We start from the raw sequence: 16,392 nt of genomic DNA, 5'->3' as shown, positions 1-16,392 counted from the left end.
TAGGCTTGTCCTATGCAAACCGCCTCTTTTACGATTCCAGGCCACACCACGTTTGAACACCGCCTCGAGGTGCCCCTCGACTGGGACGGCTCGCTGATGCCGTATGCTTCCAGCGGAAATTTCCCGAAAACGATCACGGTTTTTGCACGTGAAATCGTGCGCGATGGACGCGAGAATGCGCCTCGTCTGGTGTATTTCCAGGGCGGCCCCGGTTTCCCTGCGAATCGGCCGGCACCGATCGGCGGCTGGATCAACGAAGTACTCGATGACTACCGCCTTGTCTTGATTGACGAGCGCGGTACCGGACAGTCTCACGCGTTGGATCAGGTCACTGTGCCTGTGGTGGGCGACGCCGACGCGCAAGCTGCCTACCTTGCGTGTTTCCGCGCGGATTCGATCATTCGCGACGCCGAAGCGCTGCGTCGTGAGCTCCAAGGCGATGAGCCGTGGGCGGCTCTGGGGCAAAGCTTTGGCGGTTTCTGTGTCACCTCATATCTTTCGCTCGCACCCGAAGGTCTCAGCGCAGCGATGATCGTCGCGGGGCTCGTTTCCACACATCGCCACGCCGACGACGTCTACCGTTTGACCTGGGCATCTACTGATCGGCGCAACGCCGAGTTTTTCGAACGCTACCCTTCCGACGAAGTGACCGCGTGGCGTGTTGCCGAGCATCTCGCTGCTGGCGCAGCTGCCGCCCTCGAATCAGGCGACCCGCATACCGCTGAGCTCCTCCCCACTGGCGAGATCCTCACGCCTGGTCGTTTCCGTATGCTTGGCATCAATCTTGGCCGAAGTTATGGTTTGGAGGCTTTGCACGGCCTACTCGAAAATCCGTTTGTGGAGGTCGGTGGGCGCACGCGCCTGACCCAACGTTTCCTCACGCAAGTGGCCGATCAGATTTCTTATGCTAGCTGCCCGATGTATTGGGCGCTCCACGAGTCGATCTATGCAGGTCCAGGACTCGCCACGCATTGGTCGGCACAGCGCATCCGTAGCGAATTTGAACAGTTCGCACTTCCCGAGCTTTCCGCAGGCGGAGACGGCGAACGCGAACTTCGCGCCCGTGGCCACAGCTTCCGCTTCTCGGGCGAGCACGAATTCCCGTGGATGGCGCAAACAGATCCTGCTCTGCGGGGGCTGGAAGCGGCTGTGAACGCACTCCACGAACGCAATGATTTACCCTCACTCCATCGTGAGGATGTTCTGGCGAAGAACACTGTTCCGGCAGCGGCTTGGATGTACGAACCAGATATGTTCGTACCGATCGAAATTTCACGTGAAACGGCGGCGCAGATCCGCGGGCTCAAACAGATCGAGCATCCAACATTCCATCACGATGCGCTCTCCACGCAGTCTTCGGATATTATCTCGGGCTTGAAAGCCGAGCTGACCGATGTCTGGGGCAAGCGAGTCTGAGCGCTTGATGACCGCTGGCGACACAACGATTACACAGTAACAACTCAAAGGAGTATCGTGGCAGATTTCTTCGAACGTGACCGTGCAGGGAAATGGTCGTGGATCGGCTGGGCATTTTTTGCCTACGGAGCAGCGATGACCTTCATCTTGGCCTGGTTCGAACTGCACTTGGCACTACTCGCACTTACCGCAGCAGGCCCGCTCGCGGTGTGGGCTGTGTGCATGGTCATGGCGTGGCGTCTACGACGCACACAACGCGAGAAGCGCACGAAGAAGTAGATTCCTCCTCGGTTTCGTGCGCTCCGCCGTCACCATCGCGTATGTCATCACTCTTTGCACAACGAGTAGTACACGTACGCGCCAGTGAGGATGGCAGCGAAATTATTTCACTACTCGACGGTGCGAAAATCAGTTCGTTCCGATTCGAAGCTGGCGTTCGCAGCGTTGCGCGATCGCAGGATCGTGGGTCACCATCACCAGAGCTTTGCCAAATTCGCGGCACAGTGCGAAGAGTTCATCGAGGACGACGCCCGCGAGGTGTTGATCAAGCGCGCCGGTTGGCTCGTCTGCCAAAATAATTTTCCCTGGCTTGAGCATGCACCTCGCAATGGCCACGCGTTGCTGTTCTCCACCCGAAAGGGTGGAAACACTGGCATCGATCACGCTCCCCAAACCGAGGCTTTTGAGCACCCGCCGCGCCTCCGCTTCATGGTTTTTCTTCGGCAGCGGCGAATACTTCATTCCGAGAAGAACGTTTTGGAGCGCAGTTTGCGATTCCAAAAGCGCATAGGATTGGAAAAGGTAGCTGATCACGGAGCGCCTCAACTTCGTTGCGGCAGATGAGTTGATCCCTGGGGTATCTTTCCCATCAACGCGAATCGTTCCAGACGTCGGTTCTTCCAGTAAACCGATCATGTTGAGGAGCGTTGATTTACCACTCCCGGACTGGCCGGTGACCGCCATGGTTTGCTGGGATTCGAGAGTGAAACTGAGTGATTCAATGATGGTGCGCTCGCCGTATTTTTTGGTCAGGTTCTGGACTTCGAGGATTGACATGAGTTTTCCTTAGTTTGCTTTGAGAATGTGGGAAATATGGGTGGTGGCCGTTCGGCGAGCAACCGCGAAGAGCACAGCGATTTGAATTGCTCCGAGGATGGGGGTGATCCAGAGAATTCCATTGGACTGCAGTGGGATACCGACCAGTGTTCCGATCACTGTTGTTGCAAAAACGAGAGCGAACGGCGCCCAGAAAATCCGAATGAGCGGGTATCCAAGAAGTCTCATCACTGCAACACGCTGGGCATTGGACTTGCCGTAGAGCTGTACCAGCCCGACAAGGAGGATGATCTCGATAAGAGCACCGAGCGCGATGACTGTTCCAAACAGCTGAAGAAGGCGTAAGAACGATTTGTGAAGCCCTGCAAGGAAGCCGGACACAGGGATGAACTGTGGCGCATTGTCTTCCAGATGGTACTTCGCAAGGTAGTGTGCCTGTGCGTATTTTTCCGCCGCCTGCGCATCGAGTTTGATGTAACTATTCTCCAAACCTGTTGCTACGAGGCTTTCGTTTTCGAAATACGTCATATTCGCGGCTTTCGCCAGATAAATAACGGGATCGATCACTGTCGAATTTTGTGGCTGTTCTGCGTTCCACGTGAAGAACTTTTCATTCGGGGTGTAAGTGCGGAATTCGAATCGTGGGTTCTTCGTAAATTTCGTCACGATAGGAGAATCGAGATGGTTTTTGTCGTTTTCAATCAGCCATCCGCGAATCGCCTTTTGCTGCTCAGAAGAGTAGCTACGCGGAATGTAGTAGACACGCACCCCGGATTGGGCAAGTTCTTCATCAGTTTTTGGAATGTCAAAATGTGTTGACCGTAGGTAATTCGGCGAAGCTGCGAAATACCAGAATGGCTCGATCGGCAGGTTTTCGTATGAACGCTCTTCATGCCACTTCTTGATGATCTCAGCGTTATAGTCAAATGTGTTAATCAGTTGGACACCGGGTTTGTCTTCAATCGAGGCGTACCAGTTGAAGTATTCTCGTTCTTTTCCTTCATTCGCTCCGTTACTTGAGATCTGGTTCGTGCCAGGGCTGTCCTCATGAAGGATCCGCGTTTGTTCCACAGGCTGCCACTGTGATTTGATCTCTTGGATCTTCGTGATCTGAGTCATGGGACCATCGATGAAGTGTAGCCCTGTGATGGATGCACCGCTGGTGAAAATAAAGAGGATTGCGATCGCTCCCACGATCACGCGCTGAGAAACTCGATTTCGAATAGCGTTCACCGGGTGTGTTGCACTCACTGCCAAAATTGCTGGCACGCATGCGATCAATAATGACCCAATGTACAGCGCGCTATTTACTGAAATATCAATCGCGGTTTGAGCATTGATGGAAAATTCCCAGCGTTGCCACAGCTCAATAACACCAATACTCACAACACCAATTCCGGCTCCTATCAAGGAGAAACGCCACATGGTGGTAAGGAATTCACGTTTTGTGAGTCCGAGAAGAAGATAAATTCCCATCTGTTTCATCGATTGGTAGATGCCCACGAGGAACATCATTGAGATCATGATGAGATCAATGGCAATAAAAGCGCGAATGATCGGCAAAAAGACGCCTTCTGTCGTTGCTTCTCCGGAGGTAATGGCTGTGATCTTCGATTTCGGAGTAGCTACGATCTCAGCAATTTTGTCCGAGATTTTATCGAATTGTGAGGGAGTCAGGCCGATAACGTAGTAGGTTCCTCGCGCCGTTCCTGAACGGGTGATGAGTTCGTCAAGGTGCATGCCCACGGCGCGCGAGGTGAAGTCAACGCTTGGGATATCGGCAATAACATCTGTTTGCACCTGATCGAGACCAAGCGTGGATTTTTGCTTTCCTTTGGACAAAACGGCGAGATTCTCCTGAGAAAAAATCTTCGCTCCGCCGAATTCTAATTCGGCCTGCGCAGGAGCATTGGCGAGCTGCCCGCCAAACCCAAATCGATAACCTTCCGTTTGACCATTGATGCGAGAGACTAGTGGATCGCGGCGAATAATGAGACCGCCGTTTTTCTCCGCCTCGCCCTGAGCGACCCGCACTGCTGTTCCAGCAAGGCCATCATCACTGATTGTCGAGAGATTCAGGACAGTGTTCGTTGCAGGATAGTCAGCAATCGCTCTTGTGTATTCATCACCAAAAGACAGAGTGGAGCTCACACCAACCAGGACACCAGCAAGAGCGATCAGTAAACTCAGCGTAATCTTCAAAAATCGTTTCATTATTTCTACCGCGATCCACTAGAAACTCGTCACATTTTACCCACGGCAATCCCAGTAGGCATGAGCAGTGCCGGTCCCAACCCAGTCAGTAGCGTACGCTCGCGTGCCTTTAGGCATCCATCGCGTAGTCTTCGAATTGGCAGTCGCCCTGTGCTCGTAGCGGCCAGAGTTTACATCAGAATATGACCATGCACCCCACGTGCGCCCATGATCCCAATACACTGCTGTGCCTTTGTAGTAGACAGTTTGGGCATATGCTGCCCCAACGCCACCGACAAGCATTATCGATGCGAGGCCCGCAGCACCCATTGCTCGGACACGTTGTTTCTTCATGTGGAATCCCTTTCTGACGATTAGTGACGCGCCAGGTTTTCCCTCTGCAACGCCTATCAAACTCGAATTCCACAAAATGCAATACCTACAAAAGTAGGTATTTTCGCGCCTGCTTTTGTAAGTACTCAAACACCAACATTTGTAGGTGTTCTGTTTTCCTTCTGTTACCTCAAGTGACCTTCTGTTACCTCAAGCGACCTCCAAACAGCAGAAAATCACTAATTTGAAGGGTTCCCATGACATCCCACATCGCTTTCCGAACTACTTCTGCCACGCTTCTCCTCACTGCTTCTCTCATCAGCACTCCTCATGTTTCATACGACAACCTCTCCGTATCGCGACAAGCTGTGTCTCATTTCGAAAGCCTCCTGGAACCTGTTGACCAATCTGGACACAGGCAAGCATTTCTATGCTCAACACGTTTGCACAATTGGGTTCCATGATGCACAATGAGCAAATGAGTTTTCAGTTGTTTCCCAATGAACACTCTTTGTCAGCTGACATGCAAATATCACACTTACTCACGCCTCGGTCGATATCCTATTTTCTGATCGCTCTTCTCTTCGGAATTCCGGATCTGGCTTGGTCTGCAACCACTGGCCAAAACACGCTCTGGCTATCCGTTGCAATTGCGTTGTTTGTTTTAGCAAGTCAGAGAACGATACTTCAGGTTGTTTTCATCGCCTACACATCGATACTGGTCGTTCTGACTTTCCCTGAAGTCCCAGGTATTTGCATTTTCGGGATATACACAATCATCGTCGATTGGATCGATTTAGGCTTTTTCCTTCGCTGGATCCACAGTCGGATCCACACGCTCGAAGAAGAAAATGCCACAATCGTCACCGAAACCAAAACGAAACTCGCCTCCCTCCTTCACGACACCGCCGCGAAAGACATCGCACACATCGCCGTCCTCGTTGGCGACACCCTCGCAAAAAATGACATTCCTCCACACGCGCGTAAGACACTCAAAGAAATCAGCACCATCGCCGCGCGCGCTTCGAGAAACTTACGCCCGATGATCCTCGATCTTTCAACCGCGCGTGATCAGCCACTCAACGATGTCCTCGACGACACACCCGACGGATACTCTCAACCCGCTCGATCACGTTGACCACAAGAATCACTGACCCCAAGGGTAATCCGCTCGATTCGCTTTCCCACGCGCCGCACTCTACCCCGATCACACAGCTCCTCACCCTTGCACTGCGCGAGGAAGCAACCAACGTCCTCAAGTACGCCCCCGGACATTCCCACGCAACTCTCGTAATCGATGTCGGCGATACGGATACTTCACTCACGTTTACTAACGCGGTCGCCGAGCATCCACATACAGGGACGACCGGCGGGTACGGCCTGGATAACTTGCGTATTCAGGTGGAACGCCTCGGTGGCACGCTCGATTACTCACGTATCCGCGACGAGTGGATCTTTGCTTTGGAGGTACCGAATGAGTAAGCCGATTCGCATCATTCTCGCCGACGACGACGAACAGTACATCGACGTTCTTGCGCGGTTTTTCAATCGGCAAGACGACATGGAGGTAATCACCGTCGCTCACGACGGCGAGGAGGCAATCACCGCAGCCGCAACGCGGCTCGCGGACATGATCATCCTCGACGTTGACATGCCCTGTACCGATGGACCACGCGCAGCAAAAACAATCAAACGCATCAACCCCAAGCTGAAAATCCTCATGCTCACAGCGTTTCGTCACCCAGACACACTCGAACATTGTCTGCGCCTCGGCGTGTCCGGATTCCTCACAAAAGACACGATGCCACAACAGCTCGTTGAGCAAGTGCGCCTGGTGATGACCGGGCAGACTGTGCTCGGCCCGTCACCGGCGCGAATGGTCATTGCCGCCTACCTGGCCTCCCAACATTCGCGCGAAGAGTTCGCCGAATTCGTTGAGGTAGTTGAGAATCTTTCGCCCCGACTTCGCAACGTTTTCGACGACGTTGTCCTGGCCTACACGAACAAAGAAATCTCGCAGCGTCAAGGACTGTCCGAGATCACGGTGCGCGGATATGTCACTGAGCTCCTGACAATGACACAGATGCGTTCGCGCGCCAAAATGATCCTCACAGCAGCAAAAGCAGGCTTTGTCCATGACGGAAACTCAACGCCATAATTAAATAAAACTTTTGAGAGTATACAGTTTCAGAATTACGGGTTCTTTAGTATGTGAAACTCTTTTTTATGGAGTGATCATTTTATTGCACTGGGTGACGTGACACTCGAATTCCCCAAAGTACGCGACAAGAAAACCGGCAAGCAGCGAACGTTTCTTGAGCGTTGGAAACTCGCCGACGCCGGCGTCGCCCTGGAAGGTCGCCCTGGAAACTGGATGCGGTTTTTATCTTGCGACCCACGCAGTTGCTCCAACCTCTGTGGCAGGTTCGCGCTCCTCTCTGCGATCTGAGGAAGTGCATGGCAAAGCATCGAACTGAAACTCCGTATCGTGACAGACATGTGCGAAGAACAGTTGAAAGCGCGAGTAATACATCACATTTATCGAGTTTTCCTCCACCCGCAAGAGCACGTGTTTGCTATGCAAACAATTCTCTCTACGCAGACTTATGTGAATAAATATCCAAATATTTTACAAATTCCTAGACTTTTCCACGTGTCATTCCTCCCCGCAATCAATACCTCTCAGGTAAAGCAATCGGAGGAAAGTTCCGCATTTGCCTGACTTTTCGAAAAAGTATGTCTTTTACATTCATTACTCGAACTGTTCGATACACTCTCTGACACACTACTCTGTGCATGAAATTAATTTCAATCACTGTACATTTTTGCGCCTTTTCTTGTGATTCAGTTCTTCTTTTTTATCGTGGAAGAATCATGAGCGGGGTTTTCACCCCTTGCGCTCACACCAAAATTTTTCATAACACCAAGAACCTCACCGGGCTGCACCCCTGGTGAGAGCCCCGGGCCGTTTGCGACACGAAGAATTTTAAACCGCCCGGGGCACCTTTCTTTCATGCGGAATCCATGCCCTGTTGTCCTGACGTTACGGCCATCCCTCCCGCATGACACTTCCCTCCCCCTTGCGCAGCTTGGGCAGTGCAGGATAATAGCCCCTATGAGCACCATTTACGTTCCCTTCAACACTGGCCGTCATCACCTTGACAGTTGGCTGTTGCAAGTGACCACGTCTAACGACGCTGTGATTGCGACCGAATTTATTCAGTACTCGCCTGAACTGAGTGAGCAGATCGGTTCCGACGCCGGCAGTCAGATTCTCTGTGAATCGGAGGCGCATTCACCGCACACAAGTCTTGTCTCGATCAACGACCTCCACGGAATCGACCAGCAAGCCGCATCCGCTGTTTTCTCGTGGCAGTCAGGCGACTTCGATGCCATCACCCAAGTGCCGGTCAGTGTCAAACGCACCGATTTTCACAAAACATTCGTCCAAACATTGCGCAACATACCCGCAGGTGAACTCGTTACGTACTCATCACTCGCTGAGCTGATGGGACATCCGCGAGCAACGCGAGCTGCGGCCACCTGCTGCTCCCACAACCCGATCCCCTTCTTCATCCCGTGCCACCGCGTCATCCCCATGGAGATAGAAAATTCCCTCATGGCAGGTCGATGGCCAACCCACTTCGGAAAATTCATGGGCAAACCTCAACTCAAGACCGCACTCGTCGAAGCGGAATTCAACCACATTTCCTAAAAGTAGGCGCAAAAAACCGACGCCTGTACGCAACACGCGCACAGGCGTCGGCTGAAAAACGCTCACTCAGAAGGCATCAGAACCATGACGGGCTCACCTGCCCCGGCTTCGAGATGAGGTTCAGATGCTACATAACTCACCAATGAGGTGACAACGACTGGAGTCAGCATCGACACTGCGCGCTGCTCCACTGTATCGTCAATGCGCAACACAGGGTCTCCTGCCTCAACCTTCTGCCCAAGCTCAGCAACCGCACTAAAACCAACGCCGCCCAGACCCACGGTATTGACACCAATGTGGACAAGAACCTCTGCACCGCCCTCACTGCGAACCGTGAATGCGTGATGCGTGCCGGCAATCATCGTGATCTCACCAGCGATCGGGGCACAAAACTCGTTCGACTCAGGCAATACTGCAAAGCCCTTGCCCATGTGTCCGCCAGCAAACGTCGGATCAGGAACTCGGTCAAGCGGGCTGAGCTTGCCAGGAACCGGCGAAAAAACATCAACTTTGTGTGAAAGTGGTGAATCGCCAGAGTGCCTCTTGAAGATATTGAACATCGTTGTCCTTTCAGGATATTCGAGCGCCGAAATAGGCGCTCAACACACAATCATCATACCGGGAAAACGTCAGCTTGGGTTATCGACTGGCCTCCATCAAGCCCCAAGAGACCAGTTTCGCATCTGTTATACGTACACAGCCGCGCCGACGTCGGCAATGCTACTTTCCGCGCACGCGCCCTTCGCCGTCGAGAGTGACGTTGCCACTAAAGCTTACGTCACCTTCAAAGAACCATTCGCCATTCACGGTGAAGGACTCGCAAGCCTCCAGCGACGGTAAATCCAGGAAGTGCCGGTCAAAGTCTTGAATAAACTTGTAATAGCGAGAATCGAGCGAGATTACCGGCGCAGACGGATGGCGCAAAATCAAGCGTGAATCTTGCGAATATTCGTATGCGTCGCAGCGCACCAGAGCCAAATCGTTCGTTGTTTTCACTGGTAAGAAACGCTCACGTCCAACACAGATCGGCTGCGAAGTGGCGAACTTTTCCACGATTGCACCCATAGCACATTCCATCTGAATGACGTGAGGAGAATGAGGCTGTGTGGGATCGACATTCTTCCGATTACGGATCAGCGGCAGATCGAGCACACCCTCTGTGCGGTGCAAAAGATCGCGCAGCGACTCAATATTGAACCACAAATTATTCGTGTGGAAATACGGGTGACGATACAGATCTGTAAACCACGTCATATCCTCTGCTGGTGTTTGTCCAGTATCTCGCAGAATCACACGTCCATCTGACTTCCGGATTGCCAAGTGCCCGCCTTTAACATCGGCAAGCGTGCGATGACAGACCTCCGGAGAATAGTCTGCGCCCGACTGCGCAAACCAGCCAGCGATTGACGCACTCGGGTATGCGCCAAGGTTATCGGAATTTGAGGTGTTCAGGTATCGATACCCAGCGTCAAGCATCTGATCCAAAATCCCGCTCTCGTAAAACGCTGTATAAATGTCACCGTGGCCAGGCGGACACCATTCAAGTTCGGGGTTCTCCGGCCAGCTCACTGGCTCAAGTGAATCCTCCAGAATCTTCGGCTCACGACTTTGCAAAACGTCCAGCGGAAGATCCGTTGCGAGATCCGGGTGAGCGACTTCGAGCGTATCGCTACGTGTACGGAAAGAATTAAGGAACATCAACGGGATATTCACACCCGTTTTTTCGCGCGCCTTGAAAATCTGCTCTGTCATGATGTCAAGGAAGGTCAACCCATCACGGACGGGAAGAAGCGATTTCGCCTTGTCGAGACCCATCGACGTTCCCAAACCGCCGTTGAGCTTGAAAAAGACAGTCTGCCCAAGCGCTCGACGAGCGTCGTCCGGATCGACGTCGGTGTGACGAATATCGGGAACGTCAGTAATCGGAGTAATCGTGTCCTCCGGGATCAGCCCTGTTGCGCCGCCAGCAACTTGCCCGAAGTATCCTTCAAACACGCGCATCGCCGTCGCTGATGCACCATCGGCACGCAATTTTTCCAGATTCTGCGACAACGCCTGCGATTGAGAAGCAGTCAGCTCCATTTTCTTCCCCGTTCCTTATCCCTTTTCAGACAGCTAGACGAGCGCCCGACGACGCCTGTGCTACTAAGAAAGCCGGCTCAGCGAATCCACGCTCACAGCTGACACGGCGAACTTCTTCGGTAATTTTTTCGATGTCATTGCGCCTGACCAGCGCAATCGCTGATCCGCCAAAACCTCCACCCGTCATGCGAGCACCAAATGCTCCAGCAGCGGTTGCCGATTCGACAACACAATCGAGCTCTTCACAAGAAACTTCGAAATCATCGCGAAGCGAAGCGTGTGACGCACCGAATTCGCGCCCGAGAGCCAGCCAGTCATGAGCTTTCAATGCGCGAGCCGCGGCGACGACGCGCGCATTCTCGCTTATGACGTGACGCACCCGGCGAGCGAGCAAATCTGGAAGTTTTTCAAGATCCGCATCCGTTGCTTCGCGCAACGAGCCATATCCCAACATATCGCGAGCTTGATCGCACTCAGCACGGCGATTTCCATACTGTCCGTCAGATAGGGAGTGCTTCGCGCGTGTATCCATGACAAGAATCGCCAAATCATCCGCAGCGAAATCGGCTTCCACAAGCTCGCGGGTTGCGGCGGAAAAATCAATAAAAACAGCATGGGCATCGCGCCCGAAAACAGACACCGTCTGATCCATACCACCTGTGGGGGCGCCAGCAATCTCGTTCTCAGCCCGGATACATGCCTCCACAATCGCCTCGCAATCCGCCTCCGTCGTCGGGGTGCGCAGAGCGAATGCCAGAGCACATTCGATTGCTGCCGACGACGAAAGCCCGGCACCGAGAGGAACGCAAGAAACCACTGCAGCATCGAAACCATGCGTCACGCCCAGCGTGTATGCCGGACCGCCTGCATAATTCACCCACGAACGTTCCATCCCCGGACGAATATCAGCCAGGCGTCCTTTCCATAACTCGCCTGCGTCAGAAATCAAGCGCACCGCATCATCCTCACGCTGGTGAAACGCAACGAAGGTGGCGTGAGGGAGCGCCATGGGCAGGCACAGACCGCCGTTGTAGTCAGTATGCTCGCCAATTAAATTCACGCGACCCGGTGCCGCAAATACTTCAGTGGATTCGTCCCCAAAATGGCGGGAAAAAAGCTTGCGAACGCGGCGAGCGCCCTCTTCATCTGACCAATGCATCATTAACTCCGGCACCGTTGCCTCCAATAATCGAAGTTGCTTGACTAACTTTACAGGGCAGGTGTGCAGATGCCCTAGTTTTCGCGAGTGTCATCAGTCGGATGAACATCGGCAGGGTCGACATCGGTGTGCGGGTGCTCGGGCACGTAGGTCTGAACATTCTCGGCCGCCTCACGCTGACGCTTCCACACGCGCATGGTCGCTAGACGTTGACGAAAATGGCGCTTTCGGCGTCGGCGCCACGGACGAACCGGATGAGCGGAAAGCTTCGAGTGGGATGACAATGACACGACGCCGTCGAAGGCCAGCAATCCGACAGCAACCCAAATTCCGACGTAGGTCCAAATCTGGCCACCGGCGATCGTTTCGCCGAGTGCCAGTGCCGCAAGTGTTACCATCACCGGCTCAACGTAGCTGAGCAGGCCAAATAGGCCGTAAGGCAGAAGACGCGCCGACATTACGTACCCGATCACCCCCATGACACTCATGGCACCGGTAGCGAGCATCACCGTCAGCAAACGAGCATCAGTGACGATCACCGTGAATGTATGGCTTCCCGATGCTATCCAGAGTGCTGCCGGCATTGCGAATGTCATTTCCCATGCGAGTGCTGAAACGCCGTCGGTGTGGAAGTAACGCCGGACGACGAAATAAGCTGGATAACCGATCGAGATAAACAGTGCCACCCAACCTAAACTTCCAGTCCGCACCACCTCATATGCCACGGCTACAGCGGCAACGAGAGACGCGATTGTCGTGAGCATACTCATTTTCTCTTTGTAGAGGACACGCCCAATGACCACCATGACGAGTGGCATAAGGAAATAACCCAACGCAAGCTCCAATGCCCGCCCTGATTGCGGAGCCCAACCAAAAAGCCACATTTGCCCAGCAAGCATGGGAGCACAAAAAGCGTAAGCAATGAGCCGGCGGGGGTTGGTTCGCATTCGCTTCAATTCCAGCCAGTAGCCATTCAACTTTCCTACCATCGCGAGCGCAATCAGTACTCCTGGCACGGTCATCACCATTCGCCAGGACCAAAGCTCAATGCCGTTGAGGGGATGCGCCAACGCTGCCAGATAGGAGAACAAGGCAAACGATACAGAAGTGACAAGAGATATGAATACGCCGCGGAAAGTCATCATCTCCATGGTATCGGTGGCCTGATGTGGACCCCAAAAGATCTCGCTGCGTTCCTCTCGACGCATAAGCGTGGAAGAATAGTTGCATGGACATCGCTTTGAATACTGGAACATCCATCTCTCAGCTCGGGTTTGGCACCTATAAAATCGACGACGACCACGCACCCGACGCAGTCTCGGCGGCCATTGATGCAGGCTACCGCCACATCGATACTGCCCAGATGTATGGCAACGAAACTGGCGTCGGCAAAGGAATTGCCGCTTCCAGTGTTCGCCGTGAGGACATCTTCCTGACAACAAAGCTTGATAACCCCAACCATCGGCCCGACGATGTGCGCCGCTCCCTGAGAGAGTCCCTCGACCGGCTAGCAACTCACTATGTCGATCTCTTTTTGATGCACTGGCCTCTTCCTGGACAGTATGATGGGGACTTCATCACCACCTACCGCGCGATGGAAGAGTTCGTTGAAAGCGGTGAAGTGCGAGCAATCGGCGTATCAAATTTCCAGACACATCACTTAGAGAAGCTTATGGCTTCCACTTCGATCGTCCCCGCTGTTAACCAAATTGAAATCCACCCGCGCTTCCAAAACCGCACAGTCACAGATTACTGCGCAGCCCACGGGATCGTCGTTGAATCATGGAGTCCGCTGGGACGCGGTCGCGCGCTCGGACTGCCTGTGATTGAGTCGATTGCGCAACGTCTGGGCGTGACCAACGCTCAGGTTGTGCTTGCCTGGCACCTGCAGAAAGGGTTCGTGGTCATCCCGAAATCCGCAACACCACAACGCCAAATCGAGAATTTCCGTGCGGGTTCAGTAGTTCTGTCGTCAGAGGATATTGCTGTGATCGATGGGCTTGACCTTGGAGAACGCGGACGTATCGGCATGAACCCCGACACGATGAAACATGGCGAGGGCGCCCAGGAATAAAAATGAACGCACCGACTCTTGAACAAACAGCCTCAGGGCACCGATCGGCGGCAGAAATTTTGCCGATCGCACGCGAGTTCGTCCGTGACCATCTTTCGCACGCGCGTGCGGGGGAGTACGCACGCCGTTATCGGTTTGAACACTGTCTGCGTGTGGCGCGCATTGGCCGCGAAGTCGCCCTCAAGGAGGGGTTGGATCCCGACCTGCTTGAGCTGGGGTGTCTGTTGCACGACGTCGGAAAATATGATGCTCAGGTACCGGTGGATCACGGACGCGCTGGAGCACTGATCGCCCTCGATTTTCTCCTCGATGCCGGCCTTGATCAGTCCCTGGCTACCGAGCTTGCACAGGGAATTGCGATGCACACGGACGGCCAGTGGAACGCGCGCAACGACGATCACGGAACACCGTACAACGCCGTCGGCCGCGAGTACTTGCGCTTCGATGGCGAGCCCACTGTGTTGGCTCAGTCCATTGGCGACTGCGACAATATTGACCGCTTTTCACTCTATCGGGTGGCTGACACCCTCCGGTACGTGCGGTTCATGGAAAAATCCACACAGCTCCAACGCGCTTGGCTCGAAGAAAATCTTGAGCATCTGCGTTTTCAATATGAATACCAGTGTGCCACTCAATCAGCCCAGGATCGCTGGGTGAAGGCATTAGATCGGCAGATCGAATTTTATCGACAACTCAATGCGGAGCTGGGATAGCTCGTCACTCGGGTGTCAGCGGAGACGCTGGATTGTGTTGGGATTTGCCCCTTCTGTGAGCGCGAGTTCGCGCACGGCTCACAACCCGAATTACTAGCCAGCCATATCCATGCCGCCGAAGTTCGAGAATCGCGCAAAGTGCCCCTGAAAAGCCAACTCCACTGTGCCCGTCGGGCCAGAACGATGCTTTCCGATAATCACCTCAGAAGGCGGAGCTTCCATTCCCGCTTCCTCTGCGTCGGGTCGGTTGATAAGGATGACGACGTCGGCGTCCTGCTCCAACGAACCTGATTCACGAAGATCAGACACTTGAGGACGTTTGTCATTACGCTTTTCTGGATCACGATTAAGCTGTGAGATCGCGATAATTGGAATCTCTAGCTCCTTCGCTAGGAGCTTGATCGAACGCGAAAATTCTGAAACCTCTTGCTGACGCGATTCAGGAGTTCGTCCACCCGAAGTAAGAAGCTGGAGGTAATCAATCACGATCAGTTCGATGCCCTCTTGCTGACGCAGACGACGAGCCTTCGCTCGGATCTCACTCATCGTCAGATTCGGAGAATCATCAATAAAGAGCGGAGCGTCACCGATCCTCTCAATCGTCAAAGCAATAGCTTCCCACCCCTTCTGGTCAATGTCACCACGAATGAGCTTATTGAGGAATACCGAACCTTCAGCGGCGAGAACACGCATCATCAATTCGTTGCGGTTCATTTCCAGAGAGAAGAAAGCAACAGGTTTGTTTTCACGGATTGCTGCATGTCGGCAGAAATCCATCGCTAAGGTGGACTTACCCATACCTGGACGAGCTGCAACGATGATCATCTGCGAGGGGCGTAAACCGGAGAGAACGTCATCGAGATCAGTGAAACCCGTTGCCAAACCAGCCAGGCCGCCATCGCGAGCCGCATTCGCCTCCAGCTCTTCAATCAGCCCAGGAATCACTTCACGAACAGCAGCATAATCATGGGATGCGCGCGACTGTGTCATCGCGTAGACCTCTGATTGCGCCATGTTGAGCAAAGCAGCGACGTCGCCAACTTCGGTGTTGTATCCCAGCTGTGTAATGCGCGTTCCAACCTCAACCAATGAGCGCAACTGTGCCTGCTCGCGCACAATCTGCGCATAATAGGTGGTATTCGCCGCCGTCGGCACTCCCGAGACAAGAGTATGGAGATAGGCACGCCCGCCAATTTGTTCAAGTTTGCCGCGCCGATCCAACTCTCCACCGACAAGCACCGCGTCGGCAGGCTCGCCGCGCGAGAAAAGATCCATGATCACTTCGAAGACAGTTGCATGTGCAGGACGGTAAAAATCGTCGGTGCGCAATACTTCCACGACTTCAGCAATCGCGTCCTTGGATAGCATCATGCCGCCAAGCACGCTCATCTCAGCTTCAATGTTTTGCGGGGGCGTACGTTCGAAGCTTGAGTTCGCAATAATTTCACTCACGGAAGCAACCTCTTTCTCTCGGCCCCATCATATCCGCGTCCCCGATCAGTTAGTGGTGTCCACGCCTTTCTCACATTACCCCGCCTGTGGTGGCGTCCACACACTGCCGTCACCACCACAAACAGAAATCGACATGAAGACGTGACGTAGGCTTCCTTAAAATACGTCACAAACCGGCGTAAGCTGAAGAGAAGTTTTG

The 16,392-nt window shown here is 53.6% G+C and carries 16 protein-coding genes; 8 read left to right on the top strand and 8 right to left on the bottom strand.

What is annotated here, in order from left to right; all coding sequences use genetic code 11:
- Nucleotides 1-12: 12 nt before the first annotated feature.
- Together ACTOVJ_RS00890 and ACTOVJ_RS00885 are read left to right on the top strand one after the other, a co-directional pair.
- Nucleotides 13-1,416 (top strand): alpha/beta fold hydrolase, encoded by a 1,404-nt coding sequence (locus tag ACTOVJ_RS00890; RefSeq protein ID WP_449503785.1) that lies wholly within the window; start codon nt 13-15, stop codon nt 1,414-1,416.
- Nucleotides 1,417-1,473: 57 nt separating this feature from the next.
- Nucleotides 1,474-1,695, top strand: a complete 222-nt coding sequence (locus tag ACTOVJ_RS00885; protein ID WP_449501503.1) for a hypothetical protein — start codon at nt 1,474-1,476, stop codon at nt 1,693-1,695.
- Nucleotides 1,696-1,824: 129 nt separating this feature from the next.
- On the opposite strand, the gene ACTOVJ_RS00880 is transcribed toward ACTOVJ_RS00885, so the two are convergent.
- Genes ACTOVJ_RS00880 through ACTOVJ_RS00870 form a run of 3 tightly spaced genes read right to left on the bottom strand, consistent with a single transcriptional unit; the run spans nt 1,825 to nt 5,019 of the window.
- The gene (locus tag ACTOVJ_RS00880; RefSeq protein WP_449503786.1) at nt 1,825-2,472 is read right to left on the bottom strand and encodes an ABC transporter ATP-binding protein; all 648 of its coding nucleotides are present in this window, start codon (nt 2,470-2,472) and stop codon (nt 1,825-1,827) included.
- A 9-nt stretch (nt 2,473-2,481) separates the two neighbouring features.
- Nucleotides 2,482-4,686 carry a hypothetical protein gene (locus ACTOVJ_RS00875; RefSeq protein ID WP_449503787.1) on the bottom strand — a complete coding sequence of 735 codons (2,205 nt, stop codon included), beginning with the start codon at nt 4,684-4,686 and terminating at the stop codon, nt 2,482-2,484.
- 36 nt (nt 4,687-4,722) lie between these two features.
- Nucleotides 4,723-5,019, bottom strand: coding sequence for a hypothetical protein (locus ACTOVJ_RS00870; RefSeq protein ID WP_449503788.1), 297 nt, complete (start codon nt 5,017-5,019; stop codon nt 4,723-4,725).
- Between the two features lie 502 nt (nt 5,020-5,521).
- On the opposite strand from ACTOVJ_RS00870, the gene ACTOVJ_RS00865 reads away from it, so the two are divergent.
- From ACTOVJ_RS00865 to ACTOVJ_RS00850, 4 genes are all read left to right on the top strand, one after another.
- A complete protein-coding gene (locus ACTOVJ_RS00865) occupies nt 5,522-6,136 on the top strand; it encodes a hypothetical protein (RefSeq protein WP_449504598.1) in 615 nt (204 codons plus the stop codon).
- Nucleotides 6,133-6,480 (top strand): sensor histidine kinase, encoded by a 348-nt coding sequence (locus ACTOVJ_RS00860; protein ID WP_449503790.1) that lies wholly within the window; start codon nt 6,133-6,135, stop codon nt 6,478-6,480. The genes ACTOVJ_RS00865 and ACTOVJ_RS00860 overlap by 4 nt, the downstream gene beginning before the upstream one ends.
- On the top strand, nt 6,473-7,156 hold the full coding sequence (locus ACTOVJ_RS00855; protein ID WP_449503791.1) for a response regulator: 684 nt from the start codon (nt 6,473-6,475) through the stop codon (nt 7,154-7,156). Before ACTOVJ_RS00860 ends, ACTOVJ_RS00855 begins: the two co-directional genes overlap by 8 nt.
- 957 nt (nt 7,157-8,113) lie before the next feature.
- A complete protein-coding gene (locus tag ACTOVJ_RS00850; RefSeq protein ID WP_449503792.1) occupies nt 8,114-8,713 on the top strand; it encodes a methylated-DNA--[protein]-cysteine S-methyltransferase in 600 nt (199 codons plus the stop codon).
- A 62-nt stretch (nt 8,714-8,775) separates the two neighbouring features.
- Here the strand turns inward: ACTOVJ_RS00850 and ACTOVJ_RS00845 are convergent, their stop codons facing one another.
- From ACTOVJ_RS00845 to rarD, 4 genes are all read right to left on the bottom strand, one after another.
- Nucleotides 8,776-9,273: a PTS sugar transporter subunit IIA gene (locus tag ACTOVJ_RS00845; RefSeq protein ID WP_449501511.1), complete on the bottom strand. Its 498-nt coding sequence runs from the start codon at nt 9,271-9,273 to the stop codon at nt 8,776-8,778.
- 160 nt (nt 9,274-9,433) lie between these two features.
- Entirely contained in the window at nt 9,434-10,795 is a 1,362-nt protein-coding gene (locus ACTOVJ_RS00840; protein ID WP_449503793.1) for a UTP--glucose-1-phosphate uridylyltransferase, read from the bottom strand.
- A 25-nt stretch (nt 10,796-10,820) separates the two neighbouring features.
- Nucleotides 10,821-11,954 carry a galactokinase gene (gene galK / locus ACTOVJ_RS00835; RefSeq protein WP_449503794.1) on the bottom strand — a complete coding sequence of 378 codons (1,134 nt, stop codon included), beginning with the start codon at nt 11,952-11,954 and terminating at the stop codon, nt 10,821-10,823.
- Between the two features lie 74 nt (nt 11,955-12,028).
- Complete coding sequence (gene rarD, locus ACTOVJ_RS00830) at nt 12,029-13,099, bottom strand: EamA family transporter RarD (protein ID WP_449503795.1); 1,071 nt, start codon at nt 13,097-13,099, stop codon at nt 12,029-12,031.
- Between the two features lie 83 nt (nt 13,100-13,182).
- On the opposite strand from rarD, the gene ACTOVJ_RS00825 reads away from it, so the two are divergent.
- Both ACTOVJ_RS00825 and ACTOVJ_RS00820 read left to right on the top strand, forming a co-directional pair.
- Entirely contained in the window at nt 13,183-14,028 is an 846-nt protein-coding gene (locus ACTOVJ_RS00825) for an aldo/keto reductase (RefSeq protein ID WP_449501515.1), read from the top strand.
- A 2-nt stretch (nt 14,029-14,030) separates the two neighbouring features.
- Nucleotides 14,031-14,741, top strand: coding sequence for an HD domain-containing protein (locus ACTOVJ_RS00820; RefSeq protein WP_449504597.1), 711 nt, complete (start codon nt 14,031-14,033; stop codon nt 14,739-14,741).
- Between the two features lie 93 nt (nt 14,742-14,834).
- On the opposite strand, the gene dnaB is transcribed toward ACTOVJ_RS00820, so the two are convergent.
- Nucleotides 14,835-16,193 (bottom strand): replicative DNA helicase, encoded by a 1,359-nt coding sequence (gene dnaB, locus ACTOVJ_RS00815; protein ID WP_449502787.1) that lies wholly within the window; start codon nt 16,191-16,193, stop codon nt 14,835-14,837.
- Nucleotides 16,194-16,392 lie beyond the last annotated feature (199 nt).

This window comes from Arcanobacterium sp. (ex Cirak et al. 2026), assembly GCF_053585065.1.
This window is presented reverse-complemented; position numbering and strand designations above follow the sequence as displayed.

Excerpts from the sequence above, each read along its gene's own strand:
- rarD (WP_449503795.1), bottom strand. The coding sequence starts at position 13,099 with ATGATGACTTTCCGCGGCGTATTCATATCTCTTGTCACTTCTGTATCG.
- ACTOVJ_RS00890 (WP_449503785.1), top strand. The coding sequence starts at position 13 with ATGCAAACCGCCTCTTTTACGATTCCAGGCCACACCACGTTTGAACAC.
- ACTOVJ_RS00850 (WP_449503792.1), top strand. The coding sequence starts at position 8,114 with ATGAGCACCATTTACGTTCCCTTCAACACTGGCCGTCATCACCTTGAC.
- galK (WP_449503794.1), bottom strand. The coding sequence starts at position 11,954 with ATGCATTGGTCAGATGAAGAGGGCGCTCGCCGCGTTCGCAAGCTTTTT.
- ACTOVJ_RS00870 (WP_449503788.1), bottom strand. The coding sequence starts at position 5,019 with ATGAAGAAACAACGTGTCCGAGCAATGGGTGCTGCGGGCCTCGCATCG.
- ACTOVJ_RS00875 (WP_449503787.1), bottom strand. The coding sequence starts at position 4,686 with ATGAAACGATTTTTGAAGATTACGCTGAGTTTACTGATCGCTCTTGCT.
- ACTOVJ_RS00865 (WP_449504598.1), top strand. The coding sequence starts at position 5,522 with ATGCAAATATCACACTTACTCACGCCTCGGTCGATATCCTATTTTCTG.
- ACTOVJ_RS00820 (WP_449504597.1), top strand. The coding sequence starts at position 14,031 with ATGAACGCACCGACTCTTGAACAAACAGCCTCAGGGCACCGATCGGCG.
- ACTOVJ_RS00880 (WP_449503786.1), bottom strand. The coding sequence starts at position 2,472 with ATGTCAATCCTCGAAGTCCAGAACCTGACCAAAAAATACGGCGAGCGC.
- ACTOVJ_RS00845 (WP_449501511.1), bottom strand. The coding sequence starts at position 9,273 with ATGTTCAATATCTTCAAGAGGCACTCTGGCGATTCACCACTTTCACAC.
- ACTOVJ_RS00825 (WP_449501515.1), top strand. The coding sequence starts at position 13,183 with ATGGACATCGCTTTGAATACTGGAACATCCATCTCTCAGCTCGGGTTT.
- ACTOVJ_RS00855 (WP_449503791.1), top strand. The coding sequence starts at position 6,473 with ATGAGTAAGCCGATTCGCATCATTCTCGCCGACGACGACGAACAGTAC.
- ACTOVJ_RS00840 (WP_449503793.1), bottom strand. The coding sequence starts at position 10,795 with ATGGAGCTGACTGCTTCTCAATCGCAGGCGTTGTCGCAGAATCTGGAA.